General features: G+C 69.3%; 14 protein-coding genes, 1 tRNA gene and 1 pseudogene. 12 read left to right on the forward strand and 4 right to left on the reverse strand.

The window, feature by feature from the left end; genetic code table 11:
- The first annotated feature begins 55 nt into the window (after nucleotides 1-55).
- From QJR12_RS11895 to QJR12_RS11905, 3 genes and pseudogenes are all read left to right on the forward strand, one after another.
- On the forward strand, nucleotides 56-1,381 hold the full coding sequence (locus tag QJR12_RS11895; protein ID WP_300582282.1) for a trypsin-like peptidase domain-containing protein: 1,326 nt from the start codon (nucleotides 56-58) through the stop codon (nucleotides 1,379-1,381).
- A pseudogene (locus tag QJR12_RS11900) lies at nucleotides 1,381-1,922 on the forward strand (MogA/MoaB family molybdenum cofactor biosynthesis protein). The gene QJR12_RS11895 and the pseudogene QJR12_RS11900 overlap by 1 nt, the downstream one beginning before the upstream one ends.
- A 161-nt stretch (nucleotides 1,923-2,083) precedes the next feature.
- Nucleotides 2,084-2,509, forward strand: a complete 426-nt coding sequence (locus QJR12_RS11905; RefSeq protein ID WP_300582284.1) for an MscL family protein — start codon at nucleotides 2,084-2,086, stop codon at nucleotides 2,507-2,509.
- A 60-nt stretch (nucleotides 2,510-2,569) separates the two neighbouring features.
- Here QJR12_RS11905 and QJR12_RS11910 read toward each other — a convergent pair whose 3' ends face one another.
- The 3 genes from QJR12_RS11910 to QJR12_RS11920 form a co-directional block, all read right to left on the reverse strand.
- Nucleotides 2,570-3,223: an SAF domain-containing protein gene (locus QJR12_RS11910; RefSeq protein WP_300582287.1), complete on the reverse strand. Its 654-nt coding sequence runs from the start codon at nucleotides 3,221-3,223 to the stop codon at nucleotides 2,570-2,572.
- 69 nt (nucleotides 3,224-3,292) lie between these two features.
- The gene (locus tag QJR12_RS11915) at nucleotides 3,293-3,604 is read right to left on the reverse strand and encodes an FmdB family zinc ribbon protein (RefSeq protein WP_300582289.1); all 312 of its coding nucleotides are present in this window, start codon (nucleotides 3,602-3,604) and stop codon (nucleotides 3,293-3,295) included.
- A 73-nt stretch (nucleotides 3,605-3,677) separates the two neighbouring features.
- A complete protein-coding gene (locus QJR12_RS11920; RefSeq protein ID WP_300582292.1) occupies nucleotides 3,678-4,274 on the reverse strand; it encodes a 5-formyltetrahydrofolate cyclo-ligase in 597 nt (198 codons plus the stop codon).
- Between the two features lie 74 nt (nucleotides 4,275-4,348).
- Here QJR12_RS11920 and QJR12_RS11925 point away from each other — a divergent pair, with 74 nt between their 5' ends.
- The 8 genes from QJR12_RS11925 to QJR12_RS11960 all read left to right on the forward strand — a co-directional run bounded on the left by QJR12_RS11925 (nucleotide 4,349) and on the right by QJR12_RS11960 (nucleotide 11,151).
- A complete protein-coding gene (locus tag QJR12_RS11925) occupies nucleotides 4,349-5,260 on the forward strand; it encodes a UTP--glucose-1-phosphate uridylyltransferase (RefSeq protein ID WP_300582294.1) in 912 nt (303 codons plus the stop codon).
- 59 nt (nucleotides 5,261-5,319) lie between these two features.
- Nucleotides 5,320-6,579 (forward strand): gephyrin-like molybdotransferase Glp, encoded by a 1,260-nt coding sequence (gene glp / locus QJR12_RS11930; RefSeq protein ID WP_300582297.1) that lies wholly within the window; start codon nucleotides 5,320-5,322, stop codon nucleotides 6,577-6,579.
- Nucleotides 6,580-6,600: 21 nt separating this feature from the next.
- Nucleotides 6,601-7,254, forward strand: coding sequence for a GNAT family protein (locus tag QJR12_RS11935; RefSeq protein ID WP_300582299.1), 654 nt, complete (start codon nucleotides 6,601-6,603; stop codon nucleotides 7,252-7,254).
- 216 nt (nucleotides 7,255-7,470) lie between these two features.
- Complete coding sequence (gene glpR, locus QJR12_RS11940; protein WP_300582302.1) at nucleotides 7,471-8,349, forward strand: gephyrin-like molybdotransferase receptor GlpR; 879 nt, start codon at nucleotides 7,471-7,473, stop codon at nucleotides 8,347-8,349.
- Between the two features lie 69 nt (nucleotides 8,350-8,418).
- Nucleotides 8,419-8,491: transfer RNA gene (locus QJR12_RS11945), tRNA-Ala, on the forward strand.
- Between the two features lie 288 nt (nucleotides 8,492-8,779).
- A complete protein-coding gene (locus QJR12_RS11950) occupies nucleotides 8,780-9,772 on the forward strand; it encodes a GNAT family N-acetyltransferase (protein ID WP_300582304.1) in 993 nt (330 codons plus the stop codon).
- 1 nt (nucleotide 9,773) lies between these two features.
- Nucleotides 9,774-10,472, forward strand: a complete 699-nt coding sequence (locus QJR12_RS11955) for a DUF5642 family protein (RefSeq protein ID WP_300582307.1) — start codon at nucleotides 9,774-9,776, stop codon at nucleotides 10,470-10,472.
- A gap of 28 nt (nucleotides 10,473-10,500) precedes the next feature.
- Nucleotides 10,501-11,151 carry a DUF5642 family protein gene (locus tag QJR12_RS11960; RefSeq protein WP_300582310.1) on the forward strand — a complete coding sequence of 217 codons (651 nt, stop codon included), beginning with the start codon at nucleotides 10,501-10,503 and terminating at the stop codon, nucleotides 11,149-11,151.
- A gap of 36 nt (nucleotides 11,152-11,187) precedes the next feature.
- Here the strand turns inward: QJR12_RS11960 and QJR12_RS11965 are convergent, their stop codons facing one another.
- Entirely contained in the window at nucleotides 11,188-11,784 is a 597-nt protein-coding gene (locus QJR12_RS11965) for an alpha-ketoglutarate-dependent dioxygenase AlkB (RefSeq protein WP_300582312.1), read from the reverse strand.
- A 57-nt stretch (nucleotides 11,785-11,841) separates the two neighbouring features.
- Between QJR12_RS11965 and arcA the strand changes: the two genes are divergently transcribed.
- Entirely contained in the window at nucleotides 11,842-13,047 is a 1,206-nt protein-coding gene (gene arcA / locus QJR12_RS11970; protein WP_300582314.1) for an arginine deiminase, read from the forward strand.
- Nucleotides 13,048-13,090 lie beyond the last annotated feature (43 nt).

The following is a 13,090-nucleotide window of genomic DNA, read 5'->3' on the forward strand; positions in this document are numbered from 1 at the left end:
GCCCGCCGCAGGGCAAGCCACCTAAAGCACCCTAGAGGAAGTGCAACCTAGCGAAATGACGAATCACCCCCCCTATTCGCCGCCGCCGCGGCAGAGCGGATATCAGCCGGCGTCCGGTCAGCCCGCCGGTTATCCCGGTCACGGCCAGCAACAACCGTACCCGCCACAGTACGACTGGCGTTATTCGCCGCAGCCCGGTTATCGCCAGGGGTTCGATCCCTACGGCGGGGCGCCGGCGGGCCCGGCTGGCGGCCGGCCTGAGCTACCCCAAAGACGTTCCCGAGCAGGGCTATTAGCGATCGGCGCGCTAATCATCGCAATGGTTTCGGCCGGTATCGGCGGTGGGGTGGCGTTGCTCGTCGAGCGTGGGGAGCAGTCGGTCGGTGGGGCCGGGAGCACGCTCAACGGCCCGGCTCCGGGGATGCCCGCGGCTAACGCGCCGGCGGGCTCTGTCGAACAGGTTGCCGCCAAGGTGGTGCCCAGCGTCGTGATGCTGGAGACCGACTTGGGCCGTCAGCAGGAGGAGGGTTCCGGGGTTATTCTGTCGCCCGACGGGTTGATCCTGACCAACAACCACGTCATCGCGGCCGCGGCCAATGCCGCTCGCGACGGCGGGGCGCCGAAGACGACGGTGACCTTCTCCGACGGCCGCACCGCGGCCTTCACGGTCGTGGGGGCGGATCCCACCACCGATATCGCGGTGGTCCGTGCCCAGGGGGTTTCCGGGCTCACCCCCATCACGCTGGGCTCCTCGGCGAACCTGCGCGTCGGCCAGCCGGTGGTGGCGGTGGGCTCACCGCTCGGTCTGGAGGGAACGGTGACCAGCGGAATCATCAGCGCCCTCAACCGGCCGGTGTCGACCACCGGCGAATCGGGGAACCAGAACACCGTGCTGGACGCCATCCAGACCGACGCGGCGATCAACCCGGGCAACTCCGGCGGCGCGCTGGTCAACATGAGCGCCCAGTTGATCGGCATCAACTCGGCCATCGCCACTTTGGGCGCCGATTCCCCCGAGGCGCAAAGTGGTTCCATCGGGCTCGGTTTTGCGATCCCGGTCGACCAGGCCAAGCGGATCGCCGATGAGCTGATCAGCACCGGCCACGCGACCCACGCGTCGTTGGGTGTGCAGGTGGTCAGCGACAAGGAAACCCCCGGAGCACGCATCGTCCAGGTGATGCCGGATGGTGCCGCGGCCAGCGCCGGGCTGCCCGCCGGGGCCATCGTCACCAAGCTCGACGACCGCCCGATCAACGGTGCCGATGCGTTGGTGGCCGCCGTGCGATCCAAGGTACCCGGCGACAAGGTGACGCTGACCTACCTGGATCCCTCGGGTGCCACCAAGACCGTACAGGTCACCCTCGGCAAGGCACCGCAGTGATGGCGGCGGGCGCGTCGCGGTCGGACCCCGGATATACGGTGCAACTATGCAACAGCGCGTGGAGCTGATCGGCCGGGCGCTCGTCGTCGTCGTCGACGACCGCACCGCCCATGGCGACGAGGACCACAGCGGACCGCTGGTCACCGAGCTACTCACCGAGGCGGGATTCGTTGTCGATGGTGTGGTGGCCGTGGCGGCCGACGAGGTGGAGATCCGCAACGCCCTCAACACCGCGGTGATCGGCGGGGTCGACCTGGTGGTGTCGGTCGGCGGCACCGGCGTCACCCCTCGCGATGTCACCCCGGAAGCCACCCGCGACATTCTCGACCGTGAAATCCTCGGTATTGCCGAAGCGATTCGCGCCTCGGCGCGCTCTGCCGGCATTGTCGACGGCGCATTGTCACGCGGTTTAGCGGGAATTTCCGGCAGCACGCTGGTGGTGAACCTGGCCGCCTCGCGTTATGCGGTGCGCGACGGCATGGCCACGCTGAATCCGCTGGCCGCCTACATCATCGGTCAATTATCGAGCCTGGAAATCTGAGCGGTTTTCACCAGCGGCCGGGTCCGGAAACCTACGGCATGTTGCCGCCCGATCACACTCCGGTGACGAATAACCCCGTGATTGGGAAAAGTGGGCAATTAGGCGCGCAACAGAACATACTGTTTTCTGTTTTTGCCGGTAATTGCTGGGAGGTAGCTTGGGTGTTTAAAGGCTTCAAGAATTTTTTGATGCGCGGTGACGTGATCACCGTGGCCGTCGGCCTGGTTGTGGCCCTGGCCTTTTCGAATTTGGTCAAGGCCTTCACCGACAGCGTGATCACCCCGCTGGTCGCGGCCGCCCAGCCCGCTGGCCGGCTCGGCCTGGGTTGGCAGCTCGGCCAGGCGGGCAATAAGACGACTTTTGTCGACGTGGGAGCGTTCATCTCGGCGATCGTCTACTTCGTCGTGTTCATGGCGGTGGTGTATTTCCTGATCGTGCTTCCCTACAAGCACATCCAGGCCCGCCGCGGTGTCACCGTGTTCGGCGAGGAGCCGGCGACAAAGGCGTGCCCGGAGTGCTTGTCCGACATTTCGGAGGCCGCGCGCAAGTGCAAGTACTGCGGCAGCCTGCAGTTCACCTCCCCGTGACCCCATGACCCGTTGACCCCTCGCGGGGTGAACGCTTAGCGGGCCGACGCTCGGTGCGGCTCAGTGCAGGATGACGGTCACCGCCTGAGCCAGTGTCGCCCCGGCCACCGCGTTCGCCGCCCCGGCCGGCAGCGCCACCAGCACCAGCCGATCGGTGTCAGCGGCGGGGAGCTGTGGTTTAGCCGAGGCCAGGACCACAACGGCGTTGGCGGCCACCAGCCGCGCGGTCGCTTGTGGGTCGTGAGCCGGGGCGGCCAGCACGTCGACGATATCGCCGGGACGGAGCAGGTCGATCAGCGCGGCGTCGGCCAGGTGCAGCGGCACCAGGCGGGCGCCCGGCCCGGCCGCCGCCCCCGCGAGCCGGCTCGAAAGCAAACGCACGTCGGTGAGGACCTCGCCCCGACGCGTCGGGCCGGCCAGTGTCGAACCAACCACCGCGTGCAGGTCGCCCTGCGACCCATCGGGTACCGCGGTCACCGACCGTTTTTCCAAGCGGACGTCGTCGGGGGTCAACGCGGCGCCGGGGCTCAAGTCACGGGCGGCGACCACCACCTCCACCCGATCGCCCTGCGGATTTGCCCGCAACGCCGCCACGGCCGCCAGCACCACGAGGCCACCGGCCACGGCTCGCCGGGCGCCCACGGTTCGCGTCCAGTCCGGGCGCAGTGCCACGCCTACCCGGCTGAGCAGCGCGGGATTCAGCGATTCCCCCATGGCCCACACCGTAGGCGTGCCGAAAGGCCACCGCCGCCGCCCGCGGCGCTCCTGTGGATAACGCGCCGGCTAGACGGCCGCCGCGGTCTTCGACGCCGGCTCTGCCGGCGCGGCCGACTTCTCCGCTGATCCGGATTTCGTGCTTTCCGACGAGCTGTCAGACGGCGGGGTCTTGGTGGAGCCGCCGGTCGGGCGCTCAGTCGATTCGCGGCTGTCGGTGCGGTAAAAACCGCTGCCCTTGAACACGATTCCCACCGAGTTGAACAGTTTGCGCAGCCGGCCCGAACACCGTCGGCAGGTGGTCAGCGCGTCATCGGTCAACGCCTGCACCACATCGAAGCGGTCACCGCACTGCGTGCACGCGTAGCTGTAGGTCGGCACAGAAAACCTCCGAATGTGGGCGTTTGTTTAGCACTCTAACCTGTTAAGTGCTAAAACCGCTAGGTGACCTATGTCATTCCTGGTAGGTGTCGACGGGCACCAGTCCGCGCGCCGGTGTGAGCACATGGGTCACCCGCACATCGTGCGGTTCGGCCGGAAGCTCCTCGACAAACTCCTCGTCGCGCACCACGGCGACCAACGGCGCCCGCGGGTCGCGGTATCCCAGGGAGCGGTCGTAGAAGCCGCGACCGCGGCCCAGTCGCACGCCACGGCGGTCGACCGCCAGGGCGGGAACGAGCACCAGGCCGGCCGCGGCCAGGGCCGACGCCGGCAGCCAGGGTTCGGGCGGCTCGATCAGCCCGAAGCGTCCGGGAACCAGCCGTCCGGGCCGGTATTCCCCCCACCGCAGCGCCAGCGCCGTGCCGTCGTCCGCGGTGCGGGCGACCGGTAAAAGCACCCGTCCCGCCCGGCGCAGCAACAGCTCGAGCATCTCGATCGACCCCGGCTCGGTCGCCACCGGCACGTACGCGCAGACGGTGCTGCCGGCGGTCACCAGCGGCGCGAGATGCTCGCGGAGAGCCCGGGCCTCGCGGGCGCGCACGTCGTCGGGCACCAGTCGCCGGGCCGCGAGCAGCCGTTCCCGCAGTGCGGGTTTGTCCGCCGTTGTCACCCCGTTAACGATGCCGGTCCCCAAGGGCGCCCTAGCACGCGGGCCGTGCCCGCTGTCCCGCTATCGTGTGAACGATGCCACGCCCACACGTCTTGGTTCCGCGCACCGCGATCGTGCCCGCGGCGGGCCTGGGCACCCGGTTTTTGCCCGCGACCAAAACCGTGCCCAAGGAGCTGCTGCCCGTCGTCGACACCCCCGGCATCGAGCTGGTTGCTGCCGAGGCGGCCGAGGCCGGCGCCGAACGTCTGGTGATCGTGACCTCCGAGGGCAAGGACAGCGTCGTCGCGCATTTCGTCGAGGACCTGGTGCTTGAGGGAACGCTCGAGGCGCGCGGCAAAAAAGCCATGTTGGACAAGGTGCGGCGGGCGCCGCGGCTGATCAAGGTCGAATCGGTGGTGCAGGCCGAGCCGCTGGGGCTGGGGCATGCGATCGGCTGCGTGGAGCCAAGGTTGGCGCCCGACGAGGACGCGGTCGCGGTGCTGCTGCCCGACGACCTGGTATTGCCGACCGGTGTGCTGGTGACGATGTCAAAGGTGCGGGCCAGATTGGGTGGCACGGTGTTGTGTGCCATCGAGGTCACCCCCGACGAGGTGAGCGCCTACGGGGTCTTCGACGTGGAGCCGGTTCATGACAGCGCCGATCCGGATGTGCTGAAGGTCAAAGGCATGGTGGAGAAACCCCGGCCCGGGGACGCGCCGTCGCGGTACGCGGCGGCCGGCCGCTACGTGCTCGACCGCGCTATTTTCGACGCGCTGCGCCGGACAGATCGGGGCGCCGGCGGCGAAGTTCAGCTCACCGACGCGATCGCTTTGCTGATCAAAGAGGGTCACCCCGTGCACGTCGTGGTCCACCACGGATCCCGACACGACCTGGGAAATCCCGGCGGTTACCTCAAGGCTGCGGTTGACTTTGCCTTGGACCGTGACGACTACGGCCCGGATCTGCGGCGCTGGCTGATCGCGCGTTTGGGCCTGTCCGAGCAGTAGCCGGCCAGCCCGGCGGGGCGCCCGGGTCGATCACCCGACACCAGGCAGAAAGGCGTGCTGTGCGTTCGGTAGAGGAGCAACAGGCCCGGATAACGGCGGCCGCGGTGGCCCCGCGGCCGGTGCGGGTCGCCATCGCCGAGGCTCAGGGTTTGATGTGCGCCGAGGAAGTGGTGACCGAGCGCCCGCTGCCCGGTTTCGATCAGGCAGCGATCGATGGCTACGCGGTACGCAGTGTCGACGTGCTCGGCGCCGGTGGGTCGAGCGGTGATCACGACGACGGGAGCGCCGAGGTGGTGCTCCCGGTGATGGCGACCATCGAAGCCGGGGCCCGGGCACCCAGCCGGCTGCAGCCGCGTCAGGCGGTACGGGTGCAGACCGGGGCTCCGCTGCCGGCGTTGGCCGATGCGGTGCTGCCGGTGGGCTGGACCGACGGCGGCCAGTCACGGGTGCGGGTGCTGCGGGGGGTGCCCTCGGGTGCCTACGTGCGCCGCACCGGTGACGACGTCCAGCCCGGTGACGTGGCGGCGCGCGCCGGGACCATCATCGGCCCCGCGCAGGTGGGGCTGCTGGCGGCGGTGGGCCGGGAGCGGGTGCTGGTGCACCCGCGCCCGCGGTTGTCGGTGATGGCGGTCGGCGGTGAGTTGGTCGACATCTCGCGCACGCCGGGCAATGGGCAGGTGTACGACGTCAACTCCTACGCGCTGGCGGCGGCCGGGCGGGACGCCGGCGCGCAGGTGAACCGTGTCGGCATCGTCAGCAACGACCCCGCCGAACTGCGCGACGTCGTGGAGGGCCAGCTGAATCGGGCCGAGATCGTGGTGATCGCCGGCGCGGTCGGCGGCGCGGCGGCCGAAGCGGTGCGGTCGGTGCTGTCGGAGCTCGGGGAGATGGAGGTCACCCGCGTGGCCATGCATCCGGGATCGGTGCAAGGCTTCGGGCAGCTGGGACCCGAGGGTGTCCCGACATTTCTGCTGCCGGCCAATCCGGTCAGCGCGCTGGTGGTCTTCGAGGTCATGGTCCGGCCCCTGATCCGGCTGGCGCTGGGGAAGCGGCGGCCGATGCGCCGGATGGTGCCGGCGCGCACGCTCTCACCGATCACCTCGGTGGCCGGGCGCAAGGGCTACCTTCGGGGTCAGCTGATGCGTGATCAAGACACCGGTGATTACCTGGTACAGGCGCTGGGGGGAGCCCCGGGCACCTCGTCGCATTTGCTCGCGACGCTCGCCGAGGCAAACTGTTTGGTGGTGGTTCCCGCGGAGACCGAACAGATTCGCACCGGTGAGATCGTGGACGTCGCATTCCTGGCTCAGCGCGGCTGAGGGGCATGACGGCGCACTCCCGTGAACTTTTGGCGCTCCAGCTCCCGCCACCCCGGTTGGCCGATGGCGGTGGGGCCGCTGCGGGTCGAGGCGGGGGTGATCCGGTTGCGACCGGTGCGGATGCGCGACGGCACGCAGTGGAGCCGAATCCGCTTGGCCGACCGCGTCCATCTGGAGCCCTGGGAACCCAGCGCCGAGGGCGATTGGATCGCCCGGCATACGGTTTCGGCCTGGCCGGCGGTGTACTCGAGCCTGCGCGCCGAGGCCCGTAAAGGCCGCATGTTGCCGTATGCGATCGAATTGGACGGACGGTTCTGCGGCCAGTTGACCATCGGCAACGTCACCCACGGGGCGTTGCGGTCGGCGTGGATCGGCTACTGGGTGTCCAGCGCGGTCACCGGGGGCGGGGTGGCCACCGGAGCGTTGGCGCTGGGCCTCGACCACTGCTTCGGGCCGGTGATGCTGCACCGCGTGGAGGCGACCGTGCGTCCGGAGAATGCGGCCAGCAGGGCGGTGCTGGCAAAGGTCGGATTCCGTGAGGAGGGGCTCCTGCGCCGCTATCTGCAGGTTGACGGCGCGTGGCGGGACCACCTGCTGATGGGCCTGACCATCGAGGAGGTGTCCGGGTCGGTGACGTCGACCCTGGTGCGCAGCGGGCACGCCAGCTGGGTGTAGCGCCGGCGGATGCGGCGGGGCGGGCAGGCAATCCAGTTACTAGCGTGACATATGTGACTGTCGGTGCTTGTGTTTAGCAAATTACAGGTGTGTAATTCTAGTGTCCGCTTTGACCGCGGTGCCAGCGATCGATCCGTGCGGTGCTGACGCGGCCCGTGCAGCGGCCCCGGGACAAGGCGAGCGCACCCAGCCTGGCGCGGAAAGGAGCAGGTCGCCATGCCAAGCATCCCGCAATCGCTGCTGTGGATCTCGCTGGTCGTGCTCTGGCTGTTCGTGCTGGTTCCGATGCTGGTGAACAAGCGTGACACGGTCCGGCGCACCAGTGATGTGGCACTGGCCACCCGGGTGCTCAACACCGCCGCCGGTGCCCGGCTGCTCAAGCGCACCGGTCCGGCCGCCGGGCATCGCAGCGACCCCGACTGGCGAGCGGAGCGAAGCGAACACCCCGATTCCGGCGACGATCCCGGCGATGGCGGTGAGGACCGGCCGCAGGCCTCGGCGGCGAGGCGCGCGGATCCCGTCCAGGACGCGGTGGAGGACACCGGCGGCGATCGTGCGGCCGATGACGATGACGCCGATGACGATGACCGGGCCGCCGGATTCGACTGCGTCGAGGACACATCGGGTTTGCAGCCGGCAGCCGAGCCGTCGACGCCCACCGCGGTCTCGCGGCGTCGCCGCCACGACACGGATGTCGCCCTCGCGGTCAGTGCCCGCCGATACGCGTTCCGCAAGCGCATGCTGCTGGCGATGGCGCTGATGTTGGTGGGCTCGGCGGCGGCGGCGGTCGCCATAGCCCCGGGCGCCTGGTGGGGGTGCGCCGGTGTCGCCGTTGTGACGGTGCTCTACCTGGCGTATCTGCGCCGCCAGACCCGGATTGAGCAGCGGTTGCGGCGCCGGCGGGCGCAGCGGTTGGCGCGTTCGCGGCTGGGTGTGCACAACACCCTCGACCCAGAACTCGACGCGGTGTCGTCACGGTTGCGACGCCCGGGCGCGGTGGTGCTGGAAGTCGACGACGAGGATCCCGGCTTCGAACACCTCGACCCCGCGGTGCCCCCCCGGGGCTACGACCTGCCCCGGGCCGCCGGCCAGTAGCACGGCGGGCACTTTTTGGCGGCGGCCGCATTCGGCTTCGGCCGGTTGCTGGTAACCTGCTAGCGGCTAGGGGCTATGGCGCAGCTGGTAGCGCGACTCGTTCGCATCGAGTAGGTCAGGGGTTCGAATCCCCTTAGCTCCACCGGGATTGGCGCTCGGGTAGCTCAGGCGCTCGCGCGTGTCGGAGCACGGGCTGCGGCGCGCGCGGGGTGTTGGCCGCCCGATGTCGATACGCCGGCGACCGAGCACAACTGTTTGCAACCTTGCCGCGGTCCGGGGCCAGGCCATAACCTGGGTGGCGACGAGTGGCCAGAGCACGGGCAGGGCCGCGGCCTGCCGTGGTGGTGCCGGACCCAGGGGGGTGGTTCATGGCGATGCGTGCGCCGCAAGTCCCGGGGTGGGGCGGGATCTCCGGGATCTCCGGGATGTCATGGTGGCCGGGCTGACCGGTGCGCGGGTCGACGACCTCGCGGCCATGGACCTCTTTGCCGAATGTTCCCCCGGCGATCTGGCGTCGTTGGCGGCGAGCCTTCAGCCCGTTTCGGCCACCGCCGGGCAGGTGCTCATGCGCCAAGGCGAGCGGGCCGCCTCGTTTCTGCTCATCTCATCCGGAACCGCCGAGGTCAGGCATGTCGGCGACGACGCGGTCGTGATCGTCGAAGACGTGTCTTCGGGCATGATCATCGGCGAGATTGCGCTGCTGCGCGACAGCCCGCGGACGGCGACCGTCACCACGCGTGAACCGTTGACCGGCTGGAGCGGTGATCGCCAGGCGTTTGCCCTGTTGGTGCATGTCCCGGGCGTCATGCCGCGGCTGCTGCGCACGGCGCGTCAACGGCTAGCGGCTTTCATCACGCCGATCCCCATCCGGGTACGCGATGGAACCGAGCTGCTGCTCCGTCCGGTGCTGCCCGGTGACAGCGAGCGCACCCTGCGGGGGCCGGTCCACTTCTCCAGCGAAACGCTCTACCGCCGGTTCCTGACGCCCCGGGCGCCCGGCCCGGCGCTCTTGCACTATCTGTCCGAGGTCGATTACGTCGATCACTTCGTCTGGGTGATGACCGACGCCGACGGGGACCCGGTCGCGGACGCCCGTTTCGTGCGTGACGAAAACGACCCGGCCGTCGCCGAAATCGCGTTCACCGTCGCCGACGCCTACCAGGGTCGCGGGATCGGAACCTTCCTGATGGGTGCGCTCTCGGTCGCCGCCCGGGTGGACGGAGTGCGAAAGTTCTCCGGGCGCACCCTTTCGGAGAACGTGCCGATGCGCACGATCATGAGTCACTACGGCGCCGTCTGGCAGCGCGACGACGTCGGGGTGGTCAGCACCGTCGTCGACGTGCCGGATGATCCGCCTTTCGGGCGTGATCTGGCCGACCGGATCGAACACGTTGCCCGCCAGTTGATCCGCGCGGTGGGTTGACGTGCTTTTCGCCCTGCCGGGACAGCGGCCCGGGATTGGGGCGCTGGTGATTGTGCTGGCGCTCGGTTGCGCCTGTCCGACCGCCTGCTCGACCGCGGCCGAATCGGTGTCCCCGGGCGCAGCCGCAGCCACCGCCCGAATCAACCCGGCGAACATCAGAAGAATCGCAGGCGAACTGCCGCCGGGATACGAAGTCGCCAAAGTCACAGGCGTTTCCGCGCCCGCCCAGCTCTGGGGTCTCAGGCCGGCTGCGACGGTACGCCCGCCGCAGTGTGCGGCGCTCACCGACCCGGCGGACGGCCGCGCGCGATCCGCCCAGGGGGTGTCCGGCTCCGGCGGCGGCGGCATCCTCGACGCGGTGGTGGTGGCGCCCCCGTCGGGCCCGGTGACACCGGATCCAAACGTCGTCACGCAGTGCACCCGGTTCACCATGAGCACCGGGCACACCAGGGCCGGGGTCCGGCTCGTCGATGCGCCGCGCATCGACGGCGTGGCCACCCTCGGTATCGCCGGCGACATCACGACATCCGTGGAGGGTGGCGCCGAAATCGTTTCGCACGCCTACGCCTTTACCGCGTACCTGGGTGATTACTACGCGTTCACCACGCTGATCACCGAACCGGGGTCGACGGATTCGCCGCTGACGCCGCAATTCGCCGCCGATCTGCTGGTGAAAACGGTGTCTGCGTTACGCCGCTGATCGCCGTGCTTCGGGTAGATTGACGGCGATGTTCAGGGCGGTGCTGGTGATCACGTGTGCGGGTGCGCTCGCCGCCTGCGCGCCGCACAGATCTGCCGATTCGGCCGACATCGCCAAGGTCCTCGACGTGAAAGCGAGTTTCGGCCCGCAGTTCCACGTCACCAGCGTCGCGCCGACGGGCATTGACCCGACGTTGTTCGCCGCCCAGAAGCTGCCCCCCGGAATGAAGTTCGAGCCGGCGGCCTGCACGAAATTTGCGCTGGGCCAATCGATGCCGCCGGGGTTGCGGGGCAACATGGCTGCGGTGTCCGCCGAGGGCCAGGGCAACCGTTTCATCACCATCGCGGTGCAGACATCCCAGCCGGTTCCGGTCACCCCGCCCGGGCCGGACTGCCAGAAAGTGGGATTCGCCGGCGGGCAGCTGCGCGGGGTCATCGAGGTGGTCGCCGCGCCGCAGATCGCCGATGCCCAGACGCTGGGCGTGCACCGTGTTGTTCAGACGGTGCTCGACGGAAAGCCCAGTGTCGGTGAGCTTTACGACTACTCCGCGCGCTTCGGCAGCTACCAGGTGATCGTCACCGCCAATCCGCTTGTGGCGCCGGATAAACCCGTCGCCCCGGTCGACACGCAGCGGGCTCGTGACCTGCTCGTGGCGGCGGTAACCGCGATTCGCGGTTGACCGCGCCGGTGGCGGTGAGAAAGGCCCGGCACGGGCTCAGCGCACCTCGCGCGGCCGGAACTGGATACTAACCCGGGGGCCGGTGGCCGCCGACGTCTTGGGAACCGAGTGCTCCCAGGTGCGCTGGCAGGATCCGCCCATCACCAGCAAATCGCCGTGCGCCAGCGGCAGGCGCAACGACCGGCCGCCGCCGCGGGGCCGCAACGCGAAGGTGCGCGTGGCACCCAGGCTGACGATCGCCACCATGGTGTCTTCGGTGCTGCCGCGGCCGATGGTGTCGCCGTGCCAGGCGACGCTGTCGGAGCCGTCGCGGTACCAGCACAGCCCGACCGTGGTGAACGGCTCGCCGAGTTCGCCGGCGTAGCTGTCGTTGAGGCGCTGTCGCAGCCGATCCAGCAGCGGGTGCGGGGGATCCTCGACCGTCAGGTCGTGAAAGCTCACCAGTCGCGGCACGTCGAGAACCCGGTCGTACATGTGGCGGCGCTCGGCGCGCCACGGCACCGCCGAGAGCAGCGCGTCCAGCAGGCCGTCGGCCTCGGCGAGCCAGCCGGTGCGGATCTCGATCCACGCGCCGTCGCCCAGCTGGCGGCGTTGCTCGAGCTGAAACAGCGACCCTTGCACCGCCGTCGTCACGCCAGGCAGTCTATCGCCGAGTCCCCGCAGCCGGCGGCCGGCGTTACCGTTCTAGGTGTGAGTGTCACCGAGTTGGGCTGCAATTCCGAGGTCGGGACGCTGCGCATCGCGATTCTGCACCGCCCCGGGGCGGAGCTGCGCCGGCTGACCCCCCGCAACAACGACCAGTTGCTGTTCGACGGGCTGCCCTGGGTGGCGCGGGCGCAGCAGGAACACGACGCGTTCGCGGAGCTGCTGCGCTCCCGCGGCGTGGAGGTGCTGTTGCTGTCCGACCTGCTCACCGAGGCGCTGGAAAGCGGGGCCGCCCGGATGCAGGGGATCACCGCCGCGGTTGACGCCAGACGGCTGGGATTGCCGTTGGCGCAGGAGCTTTCGGCGTACCTGCGGAGCCTGGAGCCCGCTGCTTTGGCGCAGGTCTTGATGGCCGGCATGACATTTACCGAACTGCCCGATAGCGCGAGCGAGGTCTCGCTGGTGCGCCGCATGCACCATGGCGCGGACTTCGTCATCGAGCCGTTGCCCAATCTGGTGTTCACCCGGGATTCGTCGGTCTGGGTGGGTCCGCGGGTGGTCATCCCGTCGCTGGCGCTGCCGGCGCGTGCCCGGGAAGCCTCGTTGACCGATCTGATCTATGCGCACCATCCGCGGTTCAGCGGTGTGCGGCGCGCATACGAGTCGCACACCGCGCCCGTCGAAGGCGGGGATGTGTTGCTGCTCGCCCCGGGAACGGTCGCGGTGGGGGTAGGCGAGCGAACCAGCCCGGCCGGGGCGGAGGCCTTGGCCCGCAGCCTGTTTGACGACGGTCTGGCGCACACCGTGCTGGCTGTGCCGATCGAGCAAAAGCGTGCCCAGATGCACCTGGATACGGTGTGCACGATGGTCGACACCGACGCGGTGGTGATGTATGCGAACGTCGTCGACACGTTGTCGGCGTTCACCATTCACCACACACCCGACGGCGTGCAGATCGACGAAGAGGCACCGTTTCTGGAGGCCGCGGCAACCGCCATGGGGATCGACAAACTGCGCGTCATCGACACCGGCCGGGATCCCGTCATCGCGGAACGCGAGCAGTGGGACGACGGCAACAACACCCTGGCGCTGGCGCCGGGTGTCGTCGTCGCCTACGAGCGCAACAGCCAAACCAATGCCCGCCTGCAGGATGCGGGCATCGACGTGCTCACCATCGCGGCCTCCGAGCTGGGTACCGGTCGCGGGGGTCCGCGGTGCATGGCTTGTCCCGTGGCCCGCGACCCGCTGTAGACGGTTCGGGCGCGCGACGACGGCCGGGGCCTGTGAACCTAGT

Source organism: Mycobacterium sp., assembly GCF_029961025.1.
GTDB lineage: Bacteria > Actinomycetota > Actinomycetes > Mycobacteriales > Mycobacteriaceae > Mycobacterium.